The sequence below is a fragment of the Armatimonadota bacterium genome (assembly GCA_016125185.1).
Taxonomy (GTDB): domain Bacteria; phylum Armatimonadota; class Fimbriimonadia; order Fimbriimonadales; family Fimbriimonadaceae; genus Fimbriimonas.
The window spans coordinates 1,816,379-1,840,084 of sequence record WGMG01000006.1 but is presented as its reverse complement, the minus strand read 5'-3'; the positions used below and the strand labels follow the sequence as shown (position 1 = coordinate 1,840,084).

Below are 23,706 nucleotides of genomic sequence, written 5' to 3'. Positions count from 1 at the left end.
ATCCAAATATGAACGAGCGCGAGAAGATTTCCCACTTGCTCCGCCGGTTTGGGCTGGGAGCGGGCAAGTATGAGGTGGACCAATACATGCCTTTTGGGGTGGATGGGACCATCGATCGACTGATCGACTACGACAAGGTCGACGAGAAGTTTCCCGTCGATCCCTGGGAGATGACCGGGTACGGCGATGAGGGGCTCATCCAATTCGACCCAACCAAATTTGGGGCTTGGTGGGCATTGCGCATGGTGATGACCCGAAGACCTCTGCAGGAACGTCTCACGCTGTTCTGGCATGACCACTTCGCAGTCAGCGCTGAGAAAGTGGCCGATGGGCCGAACATGCTTCTTTATCAGCAGACACTTCGACAACATGCTAACGGCAATTTCCGAACGCTTCTGAAGGAGGTTAGCAAGACGCCAGCGATGATCTTCTATCTGGATACCCAGCAGAGCACGAACGAGCATCCGAACGAAAACTTTGCGCGCGAGGTGATGGAGCTCTTCACGCTCGGCATCGGAAGCTACACCGAAAAGGACGTTAAAGAGGGTGCTCGGGCGTTCACCGGTTGGAGCCTGCACTACATCGACATTGGGGGAAACCGTCCGTTCGATAAGGTCGTGCAGGAGGAAGCGCGCAAGGGGAGATCGCCGCTTTCGTTCTGCATCGTGCCGTCTCTGCACGACGGGGGTGACAAAACGATTCTCAACCAAACCGGCCGTTTCGACGGCGATCAGGTTTTGAACCTGCTGTGCGATCATCCCGCCTGCGCCAAGTACATCACCAAGAAGCTTGCACAATGGTTCATCGAGGGTGAGGTTTCGGATTCGCTCGTCAACCAACTTGCCGCGACGTTTTCGTCGAGCAACTTTGAGATCAAGCCGGTTTTGCGACAGATCGCGACGTCGAACGAGTTCTGGGACGAAAAGCAGGTTTATCGACGCCCGAAGAGTCCGCCGGACTACTACGTAGCAACTTATCGTCAGCTAGCCCTGCAAGACATTCTTCTGCAGTTGCGTGGGACGGTCACGGACAAATTTAAGCCCATGCGTCCCGAGGTTGCCGGGACCGCCGGAGGAGTCTTCTATTTGATGAGCCGGGAGGGGTTTCTGCTGACTTACCCGCCAAATGTGGGCGGTTGGGAGTGGGGCAACTCGTGGATCACGGCCAACAACATGACGGCTCGTATCCAGCTACCGGCGATTCTGCTGCAAAACGAGGACAAAAACCATCCAATCGCAACGTATCTTGCCGCTAAACTGACGACCGACTTTCACGCCGATACGCCAGACAAGATCGTTGATAGTCTCCTAGAGATTTTCGATGGTCAGATTCCATCCGAAAAGCGAAGGCTTTTGGTCGAATCTTGCACAAAGCTTGGTGGAGCGAGTGCGCTCAAAGACAAGGACTCGGCCAGCAAAATGCTAGGAGATGTGATGAAGCTAATGGTGGCGATTCCCGAATTTCAAATGGCCTAACTGTACAGAAATTTAGAACCAAACCGATACTCATTGTAGAAGCGCCCCGAAGAGGGTGCGACCCATTGCGGCGAAAGTACCAAGTTGCGCGATTTCCGTTGGGAAATCACTATGTACGCATAGACTATTGGTAATAATCCAGCATTGGGAGTTATGTTAAGGGGACAAAATTGGAAAGTAGAGAGGCCAAGGGGGCGGCACTAGTCATGCCTCCAGAAAACGATGTTAAGCGGCGGCGGGTCACACTCGCCGACGTTGCCGAAATTGCGGGCGTTTCCATCAAGACGGTTTCGCACGTGTTATCGGGCAATCCAACCGTTCGCCTGCCAGACACGACGCGACAGCGAGTTCGCGATGCTGCCGCGCAGGTGGGTTACCGAGCGAACCGTTTTGCCCAGGCGATTCAGTCTGGCAAGACGGATTTGATCTCGGTTTGGATTCCGATGGAGCGGTTCAACCCGAACATGTTCCTCTTTCTTCGGGCGATCTCCGAAAAGGCTCGCTGTACGGACCATGGGCTTTTGGTTTCCGGTCTCGACTCCCAGTTCGCCTATGCTGGACAAGGCGAGTCTCCCAAGGTTTGGCCGGTCGACGGCGTGATCGCTGTCGATGCCGGTAAGTCGATCATTTCGTTTCGCGAAGATCCTCGAAACGACACGATTCCGGTTTCGGTCCTGGGCTTTGAAGAGTTTAGAAATTCCGACTCTATCGGCTGGGAAGTGGCCGTTGCTTCGCGCCTTTTGACCAACAATCTGATCGAGAAGGGTTGCAAGCGGATCGCTCATCTAACCCTCGACTGGGTGCTGCAAGATTATCCGCGCGAACAGCGTCGCCGTGGCTACACCGAAGCGATGGACGACGCCGGACTGGAAACAACCTACCTAGCAGCTAGGGGTGAGGATGGGCATGCGGCCTATATCACCATGAGCGAGTACTTGGCTGAAAATCCCGTTCCCGATGCGATCATCTGCTTTAGCGACCGCCTTGCGATCGGCGCGATCCAGGCGATTCAGGCGAAAGGCGCGAAAGTGCCGGATGACTGCCGAATTTGGGGATATGGCGATCTGCCGGAAGGGCAAGATTGGAACGTTCCGATCTCCTCGATCCGAATTCCTATTCAAGACCTGGTGGACCAGTCTTGGGAATGGCTGTTGAGTCGAATTGAAAACCCGTTAATCGAAACCCGTTTGGCTCGTTTCCCCATGGAATTAGTCGAAAGGTCATCTGGTTAAGGGGAATTTTTCCACCGTTGTCAAGAAAAACTAGTACCAATTCTTGCGGGCAAGAACGTTCTCGTGTAGAATACGTTTCGATCCATCTGATTGGGTCGCGGGTGAGCGTAGACCTTTTTCTGCGCTTGCAGAAGTCCTTTGCTTGAACCCTTGGAGGATTCCAGAGTGGGGGGATTAGAGGAATTCTTGGGCGAAAGCCCCAGGAGCTGCGACCGATCGGTCGACGCGCCTTCCGGCGACTCTGTCGCCGGCTGGTCGTCGGTAATGAAGAGATCAAGAGAAAGTTTAACTCACGAGTAAAACCCCATACACTTGCCCGCGTCATCATGGACGCGGGCGTTTTTTTCTCGATATACTTGCCATCGGGTTTATGGGCAAAGTCTCGGTTTTCATGGATGTCGAGGACCCGATCAATCCTCGATCGGACGACGCAGCGCTCGATTTAGTCAATCTATTTTCCCAACTGGGAATTCGGGGTTCGTTTTGTTTGACCGGCGAGAAATGTCGATCGCTGGTTCAACGAGGACGTAAGGACTTAATTGAAGCTTTTCACTCTCATAGTTTGGGGTTACACACGGACACGCACTCGGTGCATCCCACGACGATGGAGATGCTGGCCGACGTCTCGTACGAGGATGGGTGTCGGCTAGCATTAGCGAGCGAAGGGCGAGGATTGGACGCCTTTCGAACCGCGTTTCATCGAACGCCCGACTTTTGGGGCGGGGCGGGCAACACTTGGGCACCGGAGATCACCTACGCCTTGGGGGAATTGAGAATCCCAGCGTATTCCTATGCCCTAACGGCGGTTTCGGGGTTCACGCCCCATCGCTATAACGGTGTGCTTGGGTTACCGCAGGCGATCAGCGTTTCCGAAGCGGATTGGCTGGACGATGAGCGAGCTGAACTTCGAAGTGAGTCGGTTCTACAGACGGTCCAGATTCTACAGGCTCCTTGGCTGGGAATCTTTGTTGGTCATCCAACCCGTTTTTGCCACGTTCAGTTTTGGGATGTGCCTTTCGCAAACGGCCGGATGACCGGAACGCCAGAAGAGTCTGAGCCCGTGGACGACGACACCTACCGTCGTGGCCTGGAGAATCTTGGGCAGTTTCTGGGTGATCTGAAGCGGAGAGCCCAAATTGTCGGCGTAGATGAGGTCTTGAAGATGGATTGGACCTTTCGAAAGCCGACCGATGTTGAACTCGACCATTTCCGAACGGAGACTCCGAAGGCGATTCGGAGTGCGGCCCGTTGGCCGATCCATCGACCGGGTTTGGACCCGGAGGGGATCGTGAAAAAGACGCTCGCCCTGGAGTCCACGCTGGAAGTCGCCGAGTTGGCGCAATTGTAGATTGCGGCGCGAGTGTGGCATGCTGTAGGCAAGCCGACTATGTTACTCACCGTCGTTGTCTCGTCGATGCTCATGAAGTCCGTCTCCGTCCTCAACCTGCGATGCGAGTACCAAACGAGCCCAAGCTTGGTCGATGTTGCTCGTCCTCGCCTTGCCTGGCAGTTGCAGTCGGCCGAGCGAGGACTTCGGCAGACCGCCTATCAGATCTTGGTTGCTTCATCGGCAGAGGCTCTGAAGAAGGGCAAAGGCGATCTGTGGGACAGCGGAAAGGTTAAGTCGGACGAGTCGATTCAGGTTCCTTATGCAGGGGCGTCAGTCGGGGACAACAAGTCAGCTTTTTGGAAAGTTCGCGTTTGGGATCAGAATGGGTCTTCGAGCGATTGGAGCTCGCCCGCTGAATGGCGAACCGGCTTGACTTCTTGGAAGGCGGACTGGATCGAGCGTCCCGTAAAGCAGACCTTTGCGCCGGTCGATCCCTTCGACGACGATCCGGCTCCGCTATTGCGAAAATCGTTTCGGATTGAGAGGCCGGTTGCATCGGCTATGCTGTTTATTAGTGGGCTAGGGTACTTCGAGCCCCGTCTGAACGGGGAAAAGGTTGGCGATCACCAGTTAGATCCGGGCTGGACGGACTTTTCGAAGCGGGTTTCTTACTCGATGTTCGATGTTTCGAAGCAGTTGCGGCAAGGTGAAAATGTCCTTGGAGCGATGCTGGGAAACGGGTGGTTCAACCCGTTGCCGCTGAAGATGTGGGGGCATTTGAATCTGCGTGAGCACCTCACGATTGGCAATCCGCGCTTGATCGCTCAGCTTGAGATTCGATACAAGGACGGCTCGACCGAGACGGTGGCGAGCAATGGTTCTTGGCGAGCGAGCGATGGGCCGATCATTCGCAACAGCGTCTATCTCGGCGAGGTTTATGATGCTCGCGCCGAGCAGGATGGATGGGATGGGCCGGGATTCGACGATTCGTCCTGGGGGCACGCAAAGGTTGTGGCCGACGCTAACAAAACGATTTTGAGCTTGCAGCAGACGCCTCCAATCCGGATCACGAAGACGCTCAAACCTGTGCGAATCACCGAGCCGAAGCCGGGAACCTACATTGTCGACTTTGGTCAGAACTTCGCTGGGTGGACGAAGATGAGGGTGAAAGGTCCGGCGGGGACGCGAATTCGGTTGCGGAGCGGCGAACTGCTTTACGACGATGGAACGCTGAACGGAATGACCAGCGTGGCCGGTCAGGCGAAGGGCGGCGGGAAAGATTATGTCTATCCCGGGAAGGGCGAGCCTAAGACTGCTTTTCAGATCGACGAATATGTTTGCAGAGGCGAGGGGGTCGAGACTTTTCAACCTCGATTTACCTTCCACGGCTTTCGCTATGTCGAGGTCACTGGCTACCCAGGCAAGCCGGCATTGGCCGACTTTGAAGGCGAACGACTGAATTCGGATGTGGAGAAGATCGGCTCGTTCGAATGCTCGAACCCGATGTTCAACCGAATTCAGACGATGGTGGAATGGACGCTTTTGAGCAACATTTTTAGTGTCGAGTCGGATTGTCCGCATCGCGAGAAGTTTGGCTACGGCGGAGACCAGGTTGCGGTCAGTGAGACGGCGATGTACACGTTCGATATGGCGCGCTTTTACGCGAATACGATCGGACTCCTGGCCGAATCTCGGCGAGATAATGGTGGATTCACCGAAACTGCTCCGTATGTCGGTATCGCCGACGAAGGGCTGGGTGGACAGAGTGGCCCAGTAGGGTGGGGATCGGCCTACGTTTACCTAATTCATGAATTGAATCGATATTACAGCTCAGGCAAAAGTAGTGATGAAGCTCAATCTCTGATCGTGGAGTGGATGAATTTTCTTGGAGGTAAGTCCCAAAATGGGATTCTCGACAATGGAATTGGTGATCACGAAAGTATTGCACCGAAATCGCGAGCCTTGACTGGAACCGCCTTTTTAAACGCAAATATTGCATGGCTTGACTTCGACACCTTTAGAACCGGATACCCAAGTCCTGATATCAACGGCCGCGACAGGATGAAGCGCATCTTCAACAACCACTTTCTCGACAGCGAGAGAGGCAAATACGACATCGGTACGCAATGTTGCCAAGCCATGCCGCTGGCCCTTGGCCTCGTTCCCGAGGATATGAAGTCTAAGGTGCTCGACGTCCTCCTCAAGGACATCAAAGCCCACGATGATCACCTCACCACGGGTATTTTCGGCACCAAGTACTTGTTCGAAGCGCTGAGCGACAACGGCCACGACGACGTTGCTTACCGCATCGCCAACCAAAAAACGTTTCCCGGCTGGGGCTATATGTTGGAGAAAGGCGCGACCACGCTTTGGGAGCATTGGGACTACAGCGACAACACGTTTTCTCACAACCATCCGATGTTTGGCTCGGTCAGCGAATGGTTCTACCGTTCGCTTCTTGGAATCCGTCCAGCGGCGCCGGGCTTCAAGAAGATTCTGATCCGGCCTTCGGTTGTCGGCGATCTGACCTATGCAAAAGGGCATCACGACTGCCCTTATGGACGAATTGCGGTCTCGTGGCATCGAAAGGGAAGTGCCTTGACGCTAGACGTGGATGTTCCGGGGAATACGGTTGCGACGGTGATCATGCCGGGCCAGGATGCGAAGACCAGTGACCAAACTGGAGTTCATGTCGGGAGCGACGGCGTGTTCGAGGTTGGATCGGGCCGATATCAGTTCACGTCGACATTGAAATGAAGCGAACGGCCATCTTCGCGGTCGCAGTCCTGATGATGGCACCCTTCGCCGTGAGCTGCGTTTTGATGGTCGGTTTTGGAATCTATGTCCTCTTCAAGGGCCCTTCCAGCATCGGGTTTAACGTGAGTTTCAACTATCCGATGTCCTTTGCCGTTCTTACGCTATTTATTTCTGGAGTGATCTTGCTGTGGCGATATGGTCGGGCGCCGTCTTAGCCGCGGGCGTAGACGGAACGAACCTCGGCAACGCAGGGGCCGATCTTGGTTGGGGCGGCGAGGAACTGGACTTTGATGATCTGCGTGGTGGCCGAGGTTTCCTCGGGGACCTTGTAGGTGACCTGGTAGTAGCGGTTGAGGGGATATCCGGCGAGGCGTTCGACGGCGAGTTGCTGACCGTTGGCAATGACCGTGAAATCGGGATGAGCGCGTTCGTCGCCCCAGTAGGTTACGACGATTTGGAGGGGCAGCTTGGGGTCCGATTTGAGTTCAAGGTCGAGGAAACCTTCGGTGAGAACGCGGCGAAATGATCGTTCGTTGATGGTGGCGGTGTCGGTTTGCTGACCACCCACCTTGTGGGCTTGCTCGGACTTTTCGTCGCCTAGTGTGACTCGGTCGAGGGTGCGTGAGTCGAGTTCCTTCTGCTGGTTCGCATCCGTTTGATAGGCTTGGTCGGCCTGAGCCCACTCTTGAGCGGTTAGGTGCTCGAAGTAGGTCGCGACGCGGCGATCCCCGAGGTCTATCAGGGGGTGCAGAGTGACGTCTTGAGGTTGGGCTCCGTTGGTTTTGAAGGTTAGGAGACTGTCGGCTTTTACGATGGGCGGGTCTCCATCGAGCATGACGGGAGTACGCGGGCGCGGGCTCGTTATTGGTCCAAGATCGCCTGCAAGGACGAGAGGACCATAGGTGTATGCGATGCGATTGGGATCACCGGGAGTTGGGAGAGGTGCGATGCCTATTGGCATCGTGATTTGAACTTTATCGCCGGTCCGCCATTGCCGTTTGACGATCGCAAAGCCGTTGGATGAGGTCGTGGTGACGGCCTTGCCATTGACCAAGATCGTCATTGGTGCCGCGAGCCATTTGGGTTTCCGAAAGGCTATTTCGTAGGTGTGGGGGAGGCCTTTTGCGATGGTTAAAGTTGCTTTCTCGTCCTTAGGGAAATTGGTGTCTAGGCGGACGGTTTGCCCGAGCCACGTGAGATCATTTGGCACAAAATGGCACACGTAGAGGCGTTGATTGGCGAGGTGGTAGTAGATGTTGCTGGCCAGATTGGTGGCGGTTTCGAGGGCGGCGAGGCGTCCCCAGGACGGCTGATCGAGGATCGATTGGTAAGAGCGATAGTGGCCGCTTCGCATGGGTATTAGGTCGGATACCGAACTGTTTTGCGTGTTCCAACTGGGCAGGAATTGGTTGAAGAGAAGGCGCTCTTCGTAGTCGATGAATTCCGAGCGGGAGTCCCATTGGAACAGGTGGCTGGTGAGGCGAAACATCTCGGATGCGGCGGCGAGATCGCAGGTTTCGGTGGAGAGGTGATTGGAGAGCTGGTCGGGTGCGCTGAAGAGTCCTTCGTATCCGAAGCCTCCAGTTGCGTAAGCGTGGTGCTTGACGACTGAGTACCAATAGTATTTGGCGGTCTTGGCGTTTTGGGGGTTGGAGGTCGACTCGAAAAGAACGGAGAGAGCCGTCGCTTTTTGGGTCATGGCATAGACGTCGAGACCGTCTAGACGGTCCGTCGCGTTCGCGAGAGGATCGAAAGATGTTCGGTCGTAGAACTTCTTGGCTAAGTCTCGATACTTCGTATTCCTAACAGTCTTTGTGAGGTTTTCGAGGGCTTCGGCCATGTTGCCGTAGTCGCAGACGAGCATGGATTGCCAAAGATCGTCGGTTAGGCGACGAGTTTGCTCCAGTGTCCAATCGCCGAACTTAGTAGCGACAGCTAAGGCTTTGTCATTGTCGGCCAGATTGTAGCAATCGATGAGGCCAGAGAGGATTTTGGCGTTGACCTTCCAGGGCACATACATCCCGTTGAGGGCTTGGGGAGAGGCGTCGATGTCTCCGCTTCGGATTTCGGTCCAGGCTTTGTCGGCGTCGGGTGTCGTTCCTAGGTAGCCGCTGGACAGGTTCTTCTGGCAATCGGCCAGACCAGCGATGACGGTCTCGATGTTGGCTTTCAGTTTTGGATCGCCGTTGGTAGCAACGACTTGGCTGGCAGCGGTGAGGTAGGTGCCGAGCATGGCGGCTTCGAGGTCGTTGTCTTGTAGAGCTTGATAGGGGGCGGCTTTTGGCTTGAGCCCGGCGGCAGCATAGAATCCATTAAGGAGTCGATTGGGGTCGATTGACTTGAGCAATTCGATGGCGGAGTTCTGAACGTCGGCGACGCACCCAGATCGCAATGTGACGCTTCGCAAGGGGAATGGTTCAAATTTGACGACGTTTTGGGCGAAAGCCGATGTCGTGACGCAAGCCAATCCGAAGGCGATCGTCGCCTTTCCAACCATGACTTTATTATGCGGGAGTCCGGGGTTTTGGGAAGTGGGGAATTCATTGGGATCAGCCAATCGGTTCGCGTACTTTTGTCGCTTAAACGTCTTACTGGAAGTTTTCGACTTCCTTCACAGGCGGGACGCCTGTGCCCCCATTTGCGTTCACCCTACTTGGGAGCTTTGGTGGGCTGTCCCGATTCGCTTTGCTCATTTCCCTTTGGCGGGAACTTCGTGAAGCCCACCCTCCCAGGGATCAGTAACATCCATCGGGCTTTCGTTCTCGAAAGAGGAACGCATTTTGTGAGCGGGATGCTTACAACTCCTACACGGCCTCACCTTCAACCAATGCTTGATGGGCTGTCCCGATTCGCTTTGCTCATTTCCCTTTGGCGGGAACTTCGTAAAGCCCACCCTCACAGGGATCAGTAACATCCATGGGGCTTTTGCACCCGAAGAAAGTACGCCCTTTTTGTGAGCGGGACGCTCACAACTCCCAAACGGGTTCGGACTAGGATTGGGTGACTTGTAACCGGGCTACGGTTCGGAACGCTTGGTGGGCGATTTCGGCAATCTTCTCCAGGTCTTCGCGGGTCGCGCCGCCGGTTGCCTGGACAGACATTCCGTTGTTGGTGGCCATGAGGAAACCAGTAATCGATTCGAGGTCGACGCCTTCGGGGATTTCACCTTCGATGACGGCGCGGCGCAAGCGGTTAAGGACCATGCCTTGCACTAATTCTCGACGCCGAATCAGTTCTTGTTTGGCGAAGTCGCCCGCCTCGCCACACGAGAGGGCACCTTGAACGCCCAAGCAACCATGCGGCTTGTCGGGTTGGGTGAGCGTGTGGGCGCTTCCGTACAGGAGACGGTGAACAGCGTCGTCGATCGACTCACGCGCCAGAGCTTCGGAAATGAACGAACCGTAGAGCTCGGCATAGCGGTCAAGAACCTTAGCAAATAGCTGTTCCTTGTTGCCGTAGGCGGCGTAAAGACTGGGGCGATTGATGCCCATCGCTTCGGTCAGATCGGTCAGGGATGCGCCCTCGTAGCCCTTTTCCCAAAAAACCTCAAGGGCTTTGTCGAGAGCGTCATGAACGCAAAAACAGCGCGGTCGACCCGTCACCCCCAAAGTTTTTTCACTTTTCATACCAATTAGTATAAAAGCCCTTGACATCGAATTTCAAGGCGAGATACATTATTTACCGATCAGTACAAAACTGTCTCATCAAGGAAAAACACAATGTCAAAGAAACTTGAAGGAAAAGTCGCAGTCGTCACCGGCGGAAGCACAGGCATCGGTTTGGCTACGGCCCAGGAGTTCGTCAACGAGGGTGCGACCGTCTACATCACGGGACGACGCCAGAATCAACTGGATGAAGCGGTCAAGCTCATCGGCGGCAACGTGAAGGCAGTTCGGAGCGACGTTTCTAACCTTGGCGACCTCGATTCGCTCTACGAGACGATTGCTCAGGACGGCCACAAGATCGATGTCCTGTTTGCGAATGCGGGCGGCGGCGAATTGGCCCCGCTGGGATCGATTACGGAAGAGCAGTTCGACAAGATGTTCGACATCAACGTCAAGGGCTTGCTGTTCAGCGTACAGAAGGCGCTTCCGATCTTCAACGATGGCGGATCGATCATCTTGAACGCATCGGTGGCGAGCATCAAGGGCATGCCGGCGTTCAGCGTTTACAGTGCGACGAAGGCGGCGGTTCGATCCTTTGCGCGAAGCTGGGCGAACGATCTGAAGGATCGAAAGATTCGCGTGAATTCGATCAGCCCCGGCCCGATCGATACTCCGATCATCGAGGGCATCACGGGCAGCAAGGAAGGTGCCGACCAGTTCAAGGAGCAGGTGACGACGATGGTTCCGTTGGGTCGCGTTGGCGAGCCGGTCGAGATTGGTCGTGCGGCGGTGTTTCTTGCCTCGGGCGACAGCAGTTATGTGAACGGTGTTGAGCTGTTTGTGGATGGAGGATTGGGGCAGGTTTGATTTAGCTTGGAGTTTGAAGTTTTGAGTTTGGAGTCGGCCTCGATAGATCGGGGCTCTCCTTTTCTTCCAGCGTTGGGAGTTGTGTTTCGAGTCTTTGTTCGACCGAGCGGGAGCCGAGAATTGACGGCGTTTGACGCCCTACCTTCACTATGAACAGAGCTGGATCGCAATGAGCGGTCCGTGAGTGTTCACCATGAAAAAGTCACGATTCTCCCTTTGCAAAACAAATCTTCGCTCTATCCGTTCGTCGTCGAGTCACGCCAGGTCGATCGCAACGGCGGCTCTCGTTCTTTTCGGGCTTGCCGGTTGTGGAGGGAGCGGAACGGCCGTCACCGCTTCGCCGTTTTTGGGCAGTTGGTCGGGTACCTATGCGTCGACTGGCGAATCGGGAACTGCCAATGTCACCATCAACTCGTCCGGATCGTACACGGGAAGCGGATTCGACAACACCACTCAACTGAACTACACGGTGCAGGGGGCGATCACGTCGAGCGGCGTGGTGACCGGTACGATCTCCGAAGGAGGCGCGACGGGCACCCTAAATGGCAATTGGGCGATCAACAATGGGCATCTGGGTGGAAATGTGACCATTTCGCATAACGGAGTTATTGGTGCGACCAACACGTACGATATGACGCTGAATTAGTTGCGCTTCGCTTGCGTTGGGATGCCCTCTTTCGCCAAGGGATATCTTTGTTTGCGGAGTGCCAAGTGCCAAGTGCTAAGTGCAGAGCACAGAGCACAGAGTGCAGAGCACAGAGCACAGAGCACAGAGCACAGAGCACAGAGCACAGAGCACAGAGCACAGAGCACAGAGCACAGAGCACAGAGCGAGGAATCTCCTTTCAGAGCAATCTGTGCTCTCTGACTTCTTATTTCGCGCGGTGGCGGTTCCGGTTCAACATCGAGATGGCCAGCAGGACTCGCGTGATCGGAATCCAGAGGAGGGTTAATCCGACCACGAGGGCGGTGGCCATTTCGGGGGATGCCCTTTTTTGCTCGACGAAGGCGTTTCGCCACGGCGCAGTGAAGAACAAGGCGACCCAGGTGAAGACAGCGCCGATGACGGCGTAGGTGGCGAGCGAACGCCAGATAGTGCGAGATGTCAGCAAACCGTTTTCGAAATGGCGCGAGGCGAGGAGCCCGCTCAGGACGAGTTTGACGATGACGAGGGTCCACACGATGGCGCAGATATTGGGGATATTGGACAGGCTGTCGACGCTTTGAGGGTGGGTGAGGGCAAAGACGTAGAGATTGGTGGCGATGAGCCCGAGAGCGACGGGGCAACCGTGGCGAACCCAAAGTCGGTCGCTCATCTCGGCCCAAAAGCCAACGATGTAGTTTCGGTACGTGAGTCCAGCAAGAAGGAACAATCCGGCGCAAATGAACCGAATGGTCTCGCCCGATAGCCCCAAAAGCAGGAGCTCGAAGATGGTGTGCGGCGTGTTGTCGATGAACTGCGAGGACATCTGGAAGGTTCGGGCGGGCATCGTCAGCAGGTAAGCGCCGCAGGCCAAGAATAGGCCCCACGCCCAGAGCGTGCTCTTGAGAGCGCTCCAAAGCTTTTGGGCGACCAGGTCGGAGTCGGTGAGGGGGCGGACGCCGAAGAAGAGGTGAAAGGTGCGGTCACCACGATTCATGTCTGACCGGCGCACGCCGTAGCCCACCAAGACGGCCACGATGAGGATGAGGCCAACAGCGACGGGCAGATAGACCTCGATGTAGGTCGGAACCATCATGAAGGTCGATCTAGACTGGTCGAGGGCGAGTCCGATTGGCGTGAAGGTGTCGTTCCAAGCCAGGGGAATGCAGAACGCAATGAAGACGAAGAGGACGAGGGCGGGAAGGATGATGCCGTGCTGTCGCCATTCATACCATCGCTGGGCGGCCTGGGGGCTGGCAAATGGGGGCTTTTGTTTCTTCGCCGGGGTTGCGGTGCGAGGGCGGTCGGGGTTCCAGATGATGATGTCGCCCCGACGCGCCTGACCAACACCGATGCAGGTGATGGCATAGCAGAGGGCCGTGACGGCAATGAGACTTCCCGCGATAGTGGCTTCGGAGGTTCCGTTGGTTAGCATCGAGCCGCAGGCGATGCAGATTCCGGGAAGCAAGACCAAGGTGAGTACGAACTTGGCGTAGGGGATTCCGATTGGGTACCAGAAGATGGTTTGAAGGACGGCAAGGACGGCCACGGCGAGGCAGGGGGGCCACCAGATGGCGACGTTCATGCCACCGACCTTGGTTGCCGTGGTGAGGAAGAGCCCGGACGTAAGCAAGGTCAGCGACCCGAGAGCCATCGGGATAAGGACCATCTGGGGAGTGCGGAGGGGAAGCGAGAACATGTGGGACGGGAACTGCGATCCGCTGGCTCCCACGTCGGCGTCCTGGTACATCAGCACCGCGATGAGCACCAGGATCGCGAGTCCCAAGCCGAGCACGCCCCAGGCGATGACGAGCTCTGGCAAGTGGCGATAGCCGACGGCGGCGAGCAGAACGCCGAAGACAAAGATGAAGCCGAGGGTGACGGAAAGGATGACGCGGTTACGATAGAACAGCGTCCAGGCGATATTGCGAAGGGCGATCATGCTGCACCGACCCGAGCGACGAAGATTTCATCGAGGGAGAGGCCCGACCGGTCGACGATCTGAGCGCCGATTTCGGCGGCGGAGGCTTCGAACAATTCGGTTTCGCCGAAGAAGGTGGTGGACCACTCCCGTCCGCGACCGGTCCAGGCCAAACAGCCGGGGATGCTGGGGGCAACATCGCGGTCGGACTCGAACAAGAGGGTGACGCGGAGATGCTTTTCTTTCACGCTGTCGAGGGAATCGGAAAGGACGATTCGTCCACCTTTTACCATTGAAATTTGATCAGAAACGCGCTCGACTTCGCTGAGGAGGTGGGACGAAAAGAGGACGGTACGGCCGTCGTCGGCGATGGTGCGGATGATGGCACCGAGGATGTCGCGGCGGACGATCGGATCGAGGCCAGACGAGGGTTCGTCGAGGACGAGCAGTTGGGGCCGGTAGGACATGGCGACGAGAAGTCCGGCCCGCGAGCGCTGGCCTTTCGAGAGCTTTCCGAGCTTTGCGCCGGGGTCGAGGTTGAATTCCTTCAGCAAGCTTTGGGCGTATTGGTCGTCCCAGGTTGGGTAGAAAGCGCTGGCGTAGCGCATTAGCTCGTGGACCTTCATCCAGAGGGGGATATCGCCTTCTTCGCTAAGGTAGCCGATCTGGGCGAGGACCTTTTCCGGGTAGGCGACGGGATCGAGGCCGAAGACCTGGACCGAGCCCTGTTGGGCGCGGAGGAGTCCGAGGACGTGCTTGATGAGGGTGGTTTTGCCCGCGCCGTTTTCTCCGACCAAGCCCATGACGGTGCCGGGCTGAACCGTGAGCGAGACGTTGTCGAGGGCCAGTTTGGAGCCGAATCGGCGGGAGAGGTTGTCGATTTGAATTACTGCGTCACTCATGGTTCGTTACCGGTTGGGGCGTGTTCATCATCTCGTCGCGTTGGCGGACGAGGTCTAAAATTTCGTGGGTGGGGACGTTCATTTGCCGAGCTTCGGCGAGAAGAGCGTCGATGCGTTCGGTGAGAATGCGGATGCACTCGGGGCGAGAGAGGCGGGGAGCGCCTTCGGAGATATAGGTTCCGGTGGTGCGCTTTTTGGTCACTACGCCCTCGTTTTCGAGTTCTCGGTAAGCGCGGGCGACGGTGTTGGGGTTCACCATCAGTTGCTCGGCGAGGCCGCGGATGGCGGGGAGTTCCTCGCCGGGCTCCAGTCGGCCCGAGGCGACGAGGAGCTTCACCTGGTTCACGATCTGAAGGTAGATCGGGACGCCGTCCTGTTCGGAGATTCGTAACTGCATTATTGTATTAATTGAATAATACAATAAGTTATTGGGATTTTTGGGATTTTTTTGCGTTTGGTTCTACTCTCCCGGTTCCCCTTGGTCACCGACCTCTTTCTCAAGAGAGATATCTCGGATCGTGGTTGTTGGTTTGTCAAACAAAGGTCATCCACCCCGCCGCTTCGCGTCACCCCTCCAATCTTTGGAGGGGACTTGGGCTGACCTCGTTTTGGGGGCAACGTCAGGATGCTTCGCCCTCGGCTTTTCGATTTGCGTCCTTTTAGTTCGACTCAACGCGATGAGGTCATTGCTTCTCGATATGTCCGTGAGTAGAGGAGTGTTTGTTGCCGCCAAATTGGCGGGGTCGTCCCGACTATCGGGACTCCTCGGACTCTGGCTATTTCGGGCCCCTCCAGGGGTCTTCGCTCCGCTTCGACGCCCTGGCTACCATCTGCGATCCTCCGGATCGACCCCGAAAAGTCGTTGCAAAGAACTCTCAAATCGGACTTTGGCAGTTTCGGATTTCTCCAAGGGTCTTCGCTCCGGCATCCTTTCGCTCGCCGAAGCCTTCGTGGCGAAGGCTAGCATCTGCGATCCTCCGGATCGACCCCGAAAAGTCGTTGCACACAGCTCTCAAACTCGGACCTTGGCAGTTTCGGGTTTCTCCAACGGGCTTCGCTAAGCTTTTCGAAACGGAATGTTCGCAAGCTCCTCAGTCGACTCACCCGGTTCGTTCCTCACCGGCCACTCTCCACAGAATCGTTGCCTTTGGGGCAACGATTTCGCGAACCCTAAAGAGGCAGTTCGACTGGTCAGATGGGGTCGTCTCGCGCATAAGATGGAATGCTTTGAAAGGACGGGACGAGATTTTGCTGTTGCTCACTTATCGAGTTTCTTTAGAGCTTGGGTGACGAAGGCTTGGTGATCCCGGGTCATGGTTTCGGCGGTGATGTCGGGGCGACCGAGGGCGGTGTAGGCGGGCGCCCATTCGGGCAGGTTGGCGGCGGGGCGGAGGCTGGCCCACAAATCCCACCACGGCAGGTCATCGAGAGCAAGGTTTATTTGGGCTAGATAGAGTTGGGTGAATTTGTCGACGGCGTCGAAGTCGAGGATCCAGAGGAGGTCGAGACGGCAGATGGCAAGGTCAGCGAGGGGATTGCCAATGGTGGCCTCCTCCCAATCGATGACGGCGGCGATGCTGCCGTCGCGCCACAGGATGTTGCCGGGCCAGAAGTCGCCGTGGCGCAAGACGCTAGGGTTGAGGTCTAGACGCTTTCGGTCGACGAGAGCGGCGCGAATTTCGGGTTCGCGAAGGGCCTCGTTGAAGGTCTGGCGGTTGGGAAGGGATTCGGCAAGACCGGGTTCGATGTCGAGGTTTTCGGTGGGTGTGCGATGGATGGCGACGAGTTGGTCGGCGTACTTTTGGAGGTAGGAATCCACATTGGTCGGCGCGATTTCGGGTCGGCCCTCGATGTAGCGCATGACGAAGAAGGGGTGGGGAACGGCTTCGGATTGCGGCTCGACGAAGAGCGGTTCTTGGACCGGGAGACCCATGCGAAAGAGCGAATGAAGGGTATCGAATTCGACCTGTGCGGCGTTCGGACGCTGTTCGAACCACCACTTGTTGGGTTGGCGGGCAATGAGCTTTTGGTTGGCACCATGGTGTTCGACCTCGAAGGCGGTCATGTGGGCGGAGATGCCGCCGGACAGGGGCCAAGTTCGCACGAGTGACGCGCCGGGCATGTGCCGTTCGATTACGGATTGAATGCGTTCCTGCGTCGTCATTGCTTGTGTATTGTAGTTCTTTGGCACCGGCGGTTTGGTGTTGGGGCGGCGCGGGAGTATCCTAACCACATGCTTCTCAGCTCCATCGTCGTGGCTTCGGCCCTGCAGAACCAGAAGGCGCACGCGCCGAAAGTCGTCGCGACCCCTCCGGCAGAAGTCGATCCGCTGAAATTGAACCTGTGGCGAGCGGGTCAGGCGACGGTGGAGGCGAACAACTGGTACGACCTGACGAGTGGAAAAGAGAGCTCGCTGGACGCCTTTTTGAAGGCTTCGGACCGTTATCAGTTTATTTTCCTCGGGGAGTCGCACGACGATCCCGTGCATCACCAAATTCAGGCGAAGGTGATCGACGGATTGGTGAAGCGGGGGCGGAACGTGACGGTTGGGTTCGAGATGTTTACTCGGCCAAACCAGCCGAACATCAATGCGTGGACGCTTGGGAAGTGGTCGGACGACGAGTTCATCGAGAACTCGAACTGGAAGAAGGAATGGGGCTTTCCGTATCCACTCTATAAGCCGATTTTCGACGTGATCAAGAAGAACCGCTTGCCGATGGTGGCGTTGAACGTGCCGCGCGACTGGGTGCGGTCGGTCGGTAAGAGTGGCCTGAAGGGGTTGACGGCGGACGAGCAGTCCCAGATTCCGACGGTGCGGACCGACAATGCAAGCCACCGAGTGGTGTTTAACGCGATGATGGGCGGGCATCCGATGCAGGGCTCGGTGGGCGAGAACATGTACGCGGCGCAGTGCCTGTGGGATGAGGGAATGGCGGATACCGCGATCAAGTACGTGACGGGCCGCTATGGTTCGGCGAAAGCGATGCCGCCACATTCGGTTTTCGTGATCGTGGCGGGCATGGGCCACGGGCTGTATAAGCAGGGGATCAACTGGCGAATTTGGAAGCGGACGGGGATGGATACGTTGACGCTGATCAATATCGAGGCGAGTGGAAAGGAGTCGGTTTCGCGAGGGATTGCGGACTTTACGTACGTGTCGCCAGATTTTGATCGGAGGCAGTAGGGGGTTGGTTCCTTTTGGCAACAGCCTATTCTCGAGTGGACTTCTACGAACTTGAGAGCGCTTTGATGACTCTGCGTAAGCCCTAGCGGATTTTCCTCTCTCGTCGTTCCGCGCATGGACTAGCGGAACGACACTCTCTCCAAATTTCCTTCAGAGAATTTGGAGAAAGGTTTTAGACTTTCAAATCCTGTCTGATCTAGGCTGGCGCTCGATCTCGGGTGGGGAGTGGGTAGATCGCGTCGGAGACGACGTCGCCGAAGCGGCGGCCGATCGAGGAGTGGTCAATGATCGATGCAATGCGCGGAAACTCCTTCTCGATGTGCGGATTCATTTGCACGATGGCGTGCCCGGTTTCGAGGAGCGGATTCAGAACTACTTCCATCACCTTAGTGAGTCCAGCGAGGTCGATTTTGGTGATTGGCCGTTGTAGACGATCTTGGATGTCCTCGGAGCCGCTGAGCGATGGGATGGTGGCCCGTCCGGTTCGGTGAGCGTCGAGGAACATGTGGAACAGGGCGCCTTCTAGCGTGGTTCCCAGCCGGTGCTCGGCGAAGTCGCGGAAGGTCTTTCCTCGCGAGTGGAAGTCCTTGGAGTGGGACGGGAAGCCGGTCAACTCCTTGAGCCTGGACTGGTAACGGTTTTCGAACGGCACGAAGTCGTCGTCGGGGCCGAGGAAGGTGGGGACGATCGGCAGATCGAGGAATCGAGAGAGCATTTTCTGATCGAGATCGAGATGATCCGGCCAACCGCAGCGCTCGATGATGAGCCCTCGAACCGCCTGAAGCGCGACGATCGTGACGCGGATATCGAAGTCCGTGATCGGTACGACCGTCTCGTTGAACAGAAAGATTCTCTTCATAACGGTAGTTACGTTTTATCACCTACCGATGTGTCTGGCAATAGGTCCCGCTGGGCCGTCAGACAAGAAAAGTCCCCTCGTTGGAGGGGACTGAATTTAGGCTCTTTGCTGGAGGGCGGCAATCCGCTTTGCGAGCGGAGGGTGGGAGTCGAAGAGGCTGAATCTCGACTTGCCATCGGCGATTTTTGCGGTCTGAAGACCGTTCGGGGCATCCAGTGGCTCGAAGCCGTGTTGGAGCGTTTGGAGCGCGCCGATCATGCCCGCTTTGCCGACCAATTCGGCGGCCCCGGCGTCAGCTCGGTACTCGCGGGCTCGGGAGAACGCGAAGGTGATGAGCGAGCCGAGGATCGTGAATAGGATTTGGCAGACAATCGACACGAGGAAGTAGACCAGGCCGGCCAGGCGAGAGTCGACGAAGTTCGATGCGATGTAGGCGACGATCCGGGCCAGGAAGACGGCGAAGGTGTTGACCACGCCTTGAATCAGGGTCATCGTGACCATGTCGCCGTTCTTGATGTGCGAAATCTCGTGGGCGATGACGGCTTGGACCTGGTCGCGAGGCATCTGGGCCAGGAGACCAGTCGAGACGGCGACCAGGGACTTGCTCTGGCTGGGGCCGGTTGCGAACGCATTCATCTCTGGGCTGTCGTAGATGCCGACCTCGGGCATAGCTTTGAGGTTCGCGGCTCGGGCGAGAGCGTAGACGTCGTTGGCGATTTGGCCGTATCCACCGCCGGACTGCGGGGTGACGAGCTCGATCTTCATCATCCACTTTGCCATGGTGCGCGACATCAGGAGGCTGACGATGGAGCCGCCGAAGCCGATGACCAGCGACAGGACGAGGAGCGACGTTAGGTTAAGACCGCGCTGCGAGAAGACGCCGTCCAGCCCGAACACCGAGAAGACGATGGCGACCATGGCCATGACCATCAGGTTCGTGGCGAGAAACAGTGCGATTCGTTTCATTGGTTATTTGTACGCCGAATGGGATTCGGCCTATCCCTAATCAACCCCGAAACGGCGACAAAGGTGCCAAGCGAAATTCGTGCCAAGGGGCTGATTTGTGGCTTATTTGACTTACATAGGGCGGTTTCCCGACCCAGATCGGATTGGTTCGCGGAATATCCCCCTCGTGAGCTTGAGTTGGCCTACAAATGTTTTCTGGAAGTCGCCTCTCCAATTGTTGGAGTCGCTCTTCGGATTACGCAAGGCCGACCAGGCTCGTCCAAAAGTTTCGAATGAGGAAGTCGCAGCCTCACGCATGTTGAAACTGAAGGCCGCTTCATATTATTCGCGTTGCCGGTACGAGGAGGCCGTTGATGTGTATCGACGGGCTCGGGTGAAGAACCCGGCGGACGTGGACCTTTTGATGGGATTGGCGTGGGCATTATGCCATGCGATGCGCTTCGAGGACGCCGAACAGGCGTTTTCCGAAGCGCTTCGCAATTCTCCCGAAAACGTTGCAGCTTTTCATGGGCTGGCGACGGTTTTTGGGTTGCGGGGGGAGGTGGACCGAGAGCTTTTCTGTTATCAGCGGATTCTGCAGATTGATCCGACGGATGCCTTTACGAATTTTGTGATGGGGAACACCTATACGCAGATGGGCGAATATGCGAAGGCAGTGACGGCGTATCGGCGAGCGCTGTTTTCGTATCCGAACCACACGCTGATTTTGTGCAGCAAGGCTTCGGCTTTGATGAAGATCCATCGGTATGACGATGCCGAAGCCGATTTTCGGGCGGTCCTGCAGTTGAAGCCGGACCATCGGCGGGCGTTGGCGGGTTTGGCCGAGTTAGAGCTTGCCGTTTATGCGGCGTGAGCGACTATCGTCTTCCTTCGGTCGAGCCTACGGCAGGGCTTCGCCCGGGTCGCCCCGATTCCGCTTTGCTCCATTTCCTTCGCTTCGCTCAGCGGAGTCTTCGACTTTGCTCCTCGGACTTTTGCTGGCTCGGATTGTTACCCAGGCCTGCGTCCCTTCGGGACTCCAACCTGGGCTAAGATATCACGCCCCTTCAGGGCTTTTTCGGTCGAAGATTCCCATTTGGCGCGCTTGCCCTAATTCAGTTGGTTTTCTGGTTCACCCAGCTTTCGACAAAGGAGGCGACTCCTTCGGCGCGGGTGCTCATGAGGGGGCCGACGTGGCTCATGTTTTCGTAAGTTTTGACATCGGCAGAGGACCATTTGGCGAGGGCGAGGCCGGTCGCATGGGGGACGTCAGTATCGTTTGCGCCGAGGACGACGAGGACGGGGCACTTGGGTCTTCGGGCGGGAATGCCTGCATGAATCTGGTTCATGACCGCGCCGGATTCGTTTCGCCAGCGCTTCCAGGCCCAAAGGATCGTCTCGCGATCGCTGTCAGGCATGGCGTCTTCGGTGTCTTTGAGGGGGCCATCCTTCCAGACGACGAGGGGTGGGTTGGGCTTGCGATCGGTTTTGGGGCCGATGCCTTTCGGGCCGACGCTGTTCACGAGGACGACGGCACTGGCAGGATGCTTTTCGTTGGCTTTGAGGGCGAGGATGCCGCCCATGCTGGCTCCGATGTAGACGATTTTGCCGTGCTTGGGAGTCCACGTCAGAACCTGGCGGACGTAGTCGTTGAACTTCGTGTTTTCGTACTTACCACCAACGGGCACGAGGTCGCGATTGACGACGGTCCAACCGGCCTTTTCGAAGACGGGACGCCACTTGTCGTACTCCCACCCACCTCCGCCGGCACCGTGGATCATGACGACCGTGCCTTTGGCGGCGAGGGAAAGGGCGGCGATGGCGGCGAGCATATGCCTATTGTACGGGGCGGCGTGGCATCATAGGGAAGTGGCACGCTGGCGAAATCCCTTTTCTCGCAAGGTGGACGCGGTTTCGCTCTCGGGACTGCCGCCGACGGTTGACTACGAGGCGGTTGTTCGCGAGGCGATGACGCGGGTCAAGGAGAATCCTGGCGACCTAGAGGCGCGGCTGGATTTGGCGGATGGGTACCTGCGATTGGAGCGGTATCGAGACGCGGCGCGGGAGTACGGCGAGGCGTCTTCGCTCGATGAATCGTGCACGGCGGCGTGGGCGGGAATGGCAAAGTCGCTGTGCTATCTCGGCAATTTCGAAGGGGCTAAGCCGTACTTGGAACGGGCCTCTGGACTGGATGCCTCGGCTCCGTCGGTCCTGGTTGGACGCGGTCTGTTGGCCTATAAAGATGGCGATTTGAAGGCGGCAAGGCGAGATTTTGAGGCGGCGAGTTTGGCCGACCCAGGCGACGTCGATGCCGTTTTTCATCTCGGTCAGGTGCTTTGGGAGATGCACCGGTACTGGGAGTGCGCAGAGGCGTTTTTGCGGTCGCTGGCTTTGGATTCGGCTAACTTGGTGGCGTTGCGGACGCTGGGTAACTGTTATGTGGCCCTGAAGGAGCCGAAGCTGGCATTGGAGGCTTACCAGCGGGCGGCGGAGGTCGATCCGACGATCGAGACGACGCACTATGGAGTGGGCACGCTTTTGGTTCAGTTGGGGCGAGGCGCCGAAGCGATCGAGGCCTTTGAGCGGGCATTGGCGATCGATCCCGACTACCGAGAGGCGTGGGAAGCGATCGCCGATGTGCGGCAGAGCAGCGCCTAGCTGCCCTTCTTTCCGAATTCTTTGACGATGGACAGCACCTTGTCGGCGGCGGGTCTCACCTTGTAATCGTCCAGAGACGTGGCGAAGGTGACGATGCCCTTCTTGCCGACGACGATGGTCGCGGGGCGAAGGAAGCCTTGCGGGTACTTGCCAGCGTACAGTTCGGCTAGTTTTGCGTCGGGGTCCGACAGGAAGACGAATTGCGAACCGAGTTTTTCGGACTCGCGCATCTTCTTGAGTTTGTCGGCGGGTTCGTTCGAAATGGCGTAGATGATCGCCTGATTTGCTTTGAAATCCTTCTCTAACTTGCCAAGCTCACCGAGCTGGCGATGGCAATAGGGTCACCACACGCCACGGTAAAAGACCAGCACGACCGGCCTTTTTCCGAATTGCTTGGATAGATCGACGTCCTTGCCGTCCTCGTCTTTGACGACGACGCTTTTGGCGGTTTTGCCGATCCAAGCGGCTCCGTGGTCGACCACCTGAGGATCCTGACGAAGCAGGATTGTCGAGGCGATGAGTCCGACCAATGACATAGCGCCATTCTACACCACCTCAGAACTGCCATGCGTTGAGGACGTGACATTGTTCAGCGAGAGGGCAGTTGGCGGCCTCCAGATTGGCGATGGAGCGAGCGATGTCGCCGAAACTCATTGGAGATCGAGGGTCTTGGAAGACCAACAGGACTCCTGGATGACTTGAATCTTGCTGGTGAAGTTCAAGGAAATCGCCACAATTGCGCGTCAAAAGCACTCGATTTTCGGACACGCTTGCCTTGAGGACCTCGTGGTCTGGTTGGCCATCGAGATTCAGGTCAGCGGTAGTCGCGACATCGTGGCCCGCTTCGGTTAGGAGCCTTACGAGTGTCTTCGATTTGCTGTCCTCGTCGAGAAGAAGCCTAAGCACCGAGCTTGAGCCCTGCGTCGGCCAAGCGGTTTCTTTCTTCCGCGGCTTCCATTCGGATCAGGTCGTTGTTTGCTTCGCAGTATCGAGTTGCTTCGAGAATAGCTGGAAGCGGCAAATCGAGGTCCTCGGCAACTTGCTCGGGAGTGAGACCATTGGCTGTCATGTCCTGCCACACCGTCGAGGCCAGAAGCTTCGTGCCTTTGATGGAGAGCTGTCTGCGCCAAGGATGAGGGCGGAGGCAAAGGTAGGTCCAAGCTGAGCCGCCCGCTTCCATTTCGGGAATGAGAATTCGCGAGGCTTGGCCGTTGGAGTCGACCACCATCAGTTGCTTACCAGACTCCAGCTCGCGCCCGATCGAATTGACGATTCCGGCCGCGCGGAGAACCGCGTCTTTGATCGTCGGGGCCTTCAGGAAGACCCTG

At 57.0% G+C, this 23,706-nt stretch carries 23 protein-coding genes; 10 read left to right on the top strand and 13 right to left on the bottom strand.

The window, feature by feature from the left end:
* The first annotated feature begins 8 nt into the window (after positions 1-8).
* From GC165_16730 to GC165_16710, 5 genes are all read left to right on the top strand, one after another.
* Positions 9-1,475: a DUF1800 family protein gene (locus tag GC165_16730; GenBank protein MBI1334515.1), complete on the top strand. Its 1,467-nt coding sequence runs from the start codon at positions 9-11 to the stop codon at positions 1,473-1,475.
* 206 nt (positions 1,476-1,681) lie between these two features.
* A complete protein-coding gene (locus GC165_16725) occupies positions 1,682-2,707 on the top strand; it encodes a LacI family DNA-binding transcriptional regulator (GenBank protein ID MBI1334514.1) in 1,026 nt (341 codons plus the stop codon).
* A gap of 562 nt (positions 2,708-3,269) precedes the next feature.
* Entirely contained in the window at positions 3,270-4,055 is a 786-nt protein-coding gene (locus tag GC165_16720; protein ID MBI1334513.1) for a hypothetical protein, read from the top strand.
* A gap of 39 nt (positions 4,056-4,094) precedes the next feature.
* Positions 4,095-6,794 (top strand): Bacterial alpha-L-rhamnosidase, encoded by a 2,700-nt coding sequence (locus GC165_16715; protein ID MBI1334512.1) that lies wholly within the window; start codon positions 4,095-4,097, stop codon positions 6,792-6,794.
* Complete coding sequence (locus tag GC165_16710; protein ID MBI1334511.1) at positions 6,791-7,009, top strand: hypothetical protein; 219 nt, start codon at positions 6,791-6,793, stop codon at positions 7,007-7,009. The genes GC165_16715 and GC165_16710 overlap by 4 nt, the downstream gene beginning before the upstream one ends.
* Here GC165_16710 and GC165_16705 read toward each other — a convergent pair.
* Positions 7,006-9,291, bottom strand: a complete 2,286-nt coding sequence (locus tag GC165_16705) for a hypothetical protein (GenBank protein MBI1334510.1) — start codon at positions 9,289-9,291, stop codon at positions 7,006-7,008. The genes GC165_16710 and GC165_16705 overlap by 4 nt on opposite strands.
* A 493-nt stretch (positions 9,292-9,784) precedes the next feature.
* Positions 9,785-10,420, bottom strand: a complete 636-nt coding sequence (locus GC165_16700; GenBank protein MBI1334509.1) for a TetR family transcriptional regulator — start codon at positions 10,418-10,420, stop codon at positions 9,785-9,787.
* Between the two features lie 93 nt (positions 10,421-10,513).
* Here GC165_16700 and GC165_16695 point away from each other — a divergent pair, with 93 nt between their 5' ends.
* Complete coding sequence (locus GC165_16695) at positions 10,514-11,266, top strand: glucose 1-dehydrogenase (GenBank protein MBI1334508.1); 753 nt, start codon at positions 10,514-10,516, stop codon at positions 11,264-11,266.
* Positions 11,267-11,459: 193 nt separating this feature from the next.
* On the top strand, positions 11,460-11,912 hold the full coding sequence (locus tag GC165_16690) for a hypothetical protein (GenBank protein MBI1334507.1): 453 nt from the start codon (positions 11,460-11,462) through the stop codon (positions 11,910-11,912).
* A 226-nt stretch (positions 11,913-12,138) separates the two neighbouring features.
* Here GC165_16690 and GC165_16685 read toward each other — a convergent pair whose 3' ends face one another.
* The 4 genes from GC165_16685 to GC165_16670 all read right to left on the bottom strand — a co-directional run bounded on the left by GC165_16685 (position 12,139) and on the right by GC165_16670 (position 17,220).
* Entirely contained in the window at positions 12,139-13,851 is a 1,713-nt protein-coding gene (locus GC165_16685; GenBank protein ID MBI1334506.1) for a hypothetical protein, read from the bottom strand.
* Positions 13,848-14,732, bottom strand: coding sequence for an ATP-binding cassette domain-containing protein (locus tag GC165_16680; protein MBI1334505.1), 885 nt, complete (start codon positions 14,730-14,732; stop codon positions 13,848-13,850). Before GC165_16680 ends, GC165_16685 begins: the two co-directional genes overlap by 4 nt.
* Positions 14,725-15,129 (bottom strand): GntR family transcriptional regulator, encoded by a 405-nt coding sequence (locus tag GC165_16675; GenBank protein MBI1334504.1) that lies wholly within the window; start codon positions 15,127-15,129, stop codon positions 14,725-14,727. The genes GC165_16680 and GC165_16675 overlap by 8 nt, the downstream gene beginning before the upstream one ends.
* An 861-nt stretch (positions 15,130-15,990) precedes the next feature.
* Positions 15,991-17,220 (bottom strand): phosphotransferase, encoded by a 1,230-nt coding sequence (locus tag GC165_16670; GenBank protein ID MBI1334503.1) that lies wholly within the window; start codon positions 17,218-17,220, stop codon positions 15,991-15,993.
* Between GC165_16670 and GC165_16665 the strand changes: the two genes are divergently transcribed.
* On the top strand, positions 16,966-17,916 hold the full coding sequence (locus GC165_16665; GenBank protein MBI1334502.1) for a hypothetical protein: 951 nt from the start codon (positions 16,966-16,968) through the stop codon (positions 17,914-17,916). The two genes, GC165_16670 and GC165_16665, sit on opposite strands and share 255 nt — an antisense overlap.
* Before the next feature lie 196 nt (positions 17,917-18,112).
* Here the strand turns inward: GC165_16665 and GC165_16660 are convergent, their stop codons facing one another.
* On the bottom strand, positions 18,113-18,775 hold the full coding sequence (locus GC165_16660) for a hypothetical protein (protein MBI1334501.1): 663 nt from the start codon (positions 18,773-18,775) through the stop codon (positions 18,113-18,115).
* A 96-nt stretch (positions 18,776-18,871) separates the two neighbouring features.
* Entirely contained in the window at positions 18,872-19,741 is an 870-nt protein-coding gene (gene htpX, locus GC165_16655; GenBank protein MBI1334500.1) for a protease HtpX, read from the bottom strand.
* Positions 19,742-20,036: 295 nt separating this feature from the next.
* Between htpX and GC165_16650 the strand changes: the two genes are divergently transcribed.
* Positions 20,037-20,594 (top strand): tetratricopeptide repeat protein, encoded by a 558-nt coding sequence (locus tag GC165_16650; protein MBI1334499.1) that lies wholly within the window; start codon positions 20,037-20,039, stop codon positions 20,592-20,594.
* A gap of 241 nt (positions 20,595-20,835) precedes the next feature.
* Here GC165_16650 and GC165_16645 read toward each other — a convergent pair whose 3' ends face one another.
* The gene (locus tag GC165_16645; GenBank protein ID MBI1334498.1) at positions 20,836-21,552 is read right to left on the bottom strand and encodes an alpha/beta fold hydrolase; all 717 of its coding nucleotides are present in this window, start codon (positions 21,550-21,552) and stop codon (positions 20,836-20,838) included.
* Here GC165_16645 and GC165_16640 point away from each other — a divergent pair.
* On the top strand, positions 21,500-22,378 hold the full coding sequence (locus tag GC165_16640; GenBank protein ID MBI1334497.1) for a tetratricopeptide repeat protein: 879 nt from the start codon (positions 21,500-21,502) through the stop codon (positions 22,376-22,378). The two genes, GC165_16645 and GC165_16640, sit on opposite strands and share 53 nt — an antisense overlap.
* Here the strand turns inward: GC165_16640 and GC165_16635 are convergent.
* The 4 genes from GC165_16635 to GC165_16620 all read right to left on the bottom strand — a co-directional run bounded on the left by GC165_16635 (position 22,375) and on the right by GC165_16620 (position 23,558).
* Positions 22,375-22,608, bottom strand: a complete 234-nt coding sequence (locus GC165_16635) for a hypothetical protein (protein ID MBI1334496.1) — start codon at positions 22,606-22,608, stop codon at positions 22,375-22,377. The two genes, GC165_16640 and GC165_16635, sit on opposite strands and share 4 nt — an antisense overlap.
* Positions 22,609-22,719: 111 nt before the next feature.
* Positions 22,720-22,914, bottom strand: a complete 195-nt coding sequence (locus GC165_16630; protein ID MBI1334495.1) for a hypothetical protein — start codon at positions 22,912-22,914, stop codon at positions 22,720-22,722.
* Between the two features lie 19 nt (positions 22,915-22,933).
* Entirely contained in the window at positions 22,934-23,284 is a 351-nt protein-coding gene (locus GC165_16625; GenBank protein MBI1334494.1) for a hypothetical protein, read from the bottom strand.
* Positions 23,277-23,558, bottom strand: coding sequence for a hypothetical protein (locus tag GC165_16620; GenBank protein MBI1334493.1), 282 nt, complete (start codon positions 23,556-23,558; stop codon positions 23,277-23,279). The genes GC165_16625 and GC165_16620 overlap by 8 nt, the downstream gene beginning before the upstream one ends.
* Between the last annotated feature and the right edge of the window lie 148 nt (positions 23,559-23,706).

Excerpts from the sequence above, each read along its gene's own strand:
- GC165_16730 (MBI1334515.1), top strand. The coding sequence starts at position 9 with ATGAACGAGCGCGAGAAGATTTCCCACTTGCTCCGCCGGTTTGGGCTG.
- GC165_16725 (MBI1334514.1), top strand. The coding sequence starts at position 1,682 with ATGCCTCCAGAAAACGATGTTAAGCGGCGGCGGGTCACACTCGCCGAC.
- GC165_16715 (MBI1334512.1), top strand. The coding sequence starts at position 4,095 with ATGTTACTCACCGTCGTTGTCTCGTCGATGCTCATGAAGTCCGTCTCC.
- GC165_16710 (MBI1334511.1), top strand. The coding sequence starts at position 6,791 with ATGAAGCGAACGGCCATCTTCGCGGTCGCAGTCCTGATGATGGCACCC.
- GC165_16705 (MBI1334510.1), bottom strand. The coding sequence starts at position 9,291 with ATGGTTGGAAAGGCGACGATCGCCTTCGGATTGGCTTGCGTCACGACA.
- GC165_16700 (MBI1334509.1), bottom strand. The coding sequence starts at position 10,420 with ATGAAAAGTGAAAAAACTTTGGGGGTGACGGGTCGACCGCGCTGTTTT.
- GC165_16695 (MBI1334508.1), top strand. The coding sequence starts at position 10,514 with ATGTCAAAGAAACTTGAAGGAAAAGTCGCAGTCGTCACCGGCGGAAGC.
- GC165_16690 (MBI1334507.1), top strand. The coding sequence starts at position 11,460 with ATGAAAAAGTCACGATTCTCCCTTTGCAAAACAAATCTTCGCTCTATC.
- GC165_16685 (MBI1334506.1), bottom strand. The coding sequence starts at position 13,851 with ATGATCGCCCTTCGCAATATCGCCTGGACGCTGTTCTATCGTAACCGC.
- GC165_16680 (MBI1334505.1), bottom strand. The coding sequence starts at position 14,732 with ATGAGTGACGCAGTAATTCAAATCGACAACCTCTCCCGCCGATTCGGC.
- GC165_16675 (MBI1334504.1), bottom strand. The coding sequence starts at position 15,129 with ATGCAGTTACGAATCTCCGAACAGGACGGCGTCCCGATCTACCTTCAG.
- GC165_16665 (MBI1334502.1), top strand. The coding sequence starts at position 16,966 with ATGCTTCTCAGCTCCATCGTCGTGGCTTCGGCCCTGCAGAACCAGAAG.
- GC165_16670 (MBI1334503.1), bottom strand. The coding sequence starts at position 17,220 with ATGCACGGGATCGTCGTGCGACTCCCCGAGGAAAATAAACTGATAACG.
- GC165_16660 (MBI1334501.1), bottom strand. The coding sequence starts at position 18,775 with ATGAAGAGAATCTTTCTGTTCAACGAGACGGTCGTACCGATCACGGAC.
- htpX (MBI1334500.1), bottom strand. The coding sequence starts at position 19,741 with ATGAAACGAATCGCACTGTTTCTCGCCACGAACCTGATGGTCATGGCC.
- GC165_16650 (MBI1334499.1), top strand. The coding sequence starts at position 20,037 with ATGTTGAAACTGAAGGCCGCTTCATATTATTCGCGTTGCCGGTACGAG.
- GC165_16640 (MBI1334497.1), top strand. The coding sequence starts at position 21,500 with ATGACGACCGTGCCTTTGGCGGCGAGGGAAAGGGCGGCGATGGCGGCG.
- GC165_16645 (MBI1334498.1), bottom strand. The coding sequence starts at position 21,552 with ATGCTCGCCGCCATCGCCGCCCTTTCCCTCGCCGCCAAAGGCACGGTC.
- GC165_16635 (MBI1334496.1), bottom strand. The coding sequence starts at position 22,608 with ATGCGCGAGTCCGAAAAACTCGGTTCGCAATTCGTCTTCCTGTCGGAC.
- GC165_16630 (MBI1334495.1), bottom strand. The coding sequence starts at position 22,914 with ATGTCATTGGTCGGACTCATCGCCTCGACAATCCTGCTTCGTCAGGAT.
- GC165_16620 (MBI1334493.1), bottom strand. The coding sequence starts at position 23,558 with ATGGAAGCGGGCGGCTCAGCTTGGACCTACCTTTGCCTCCGCCCTCAT.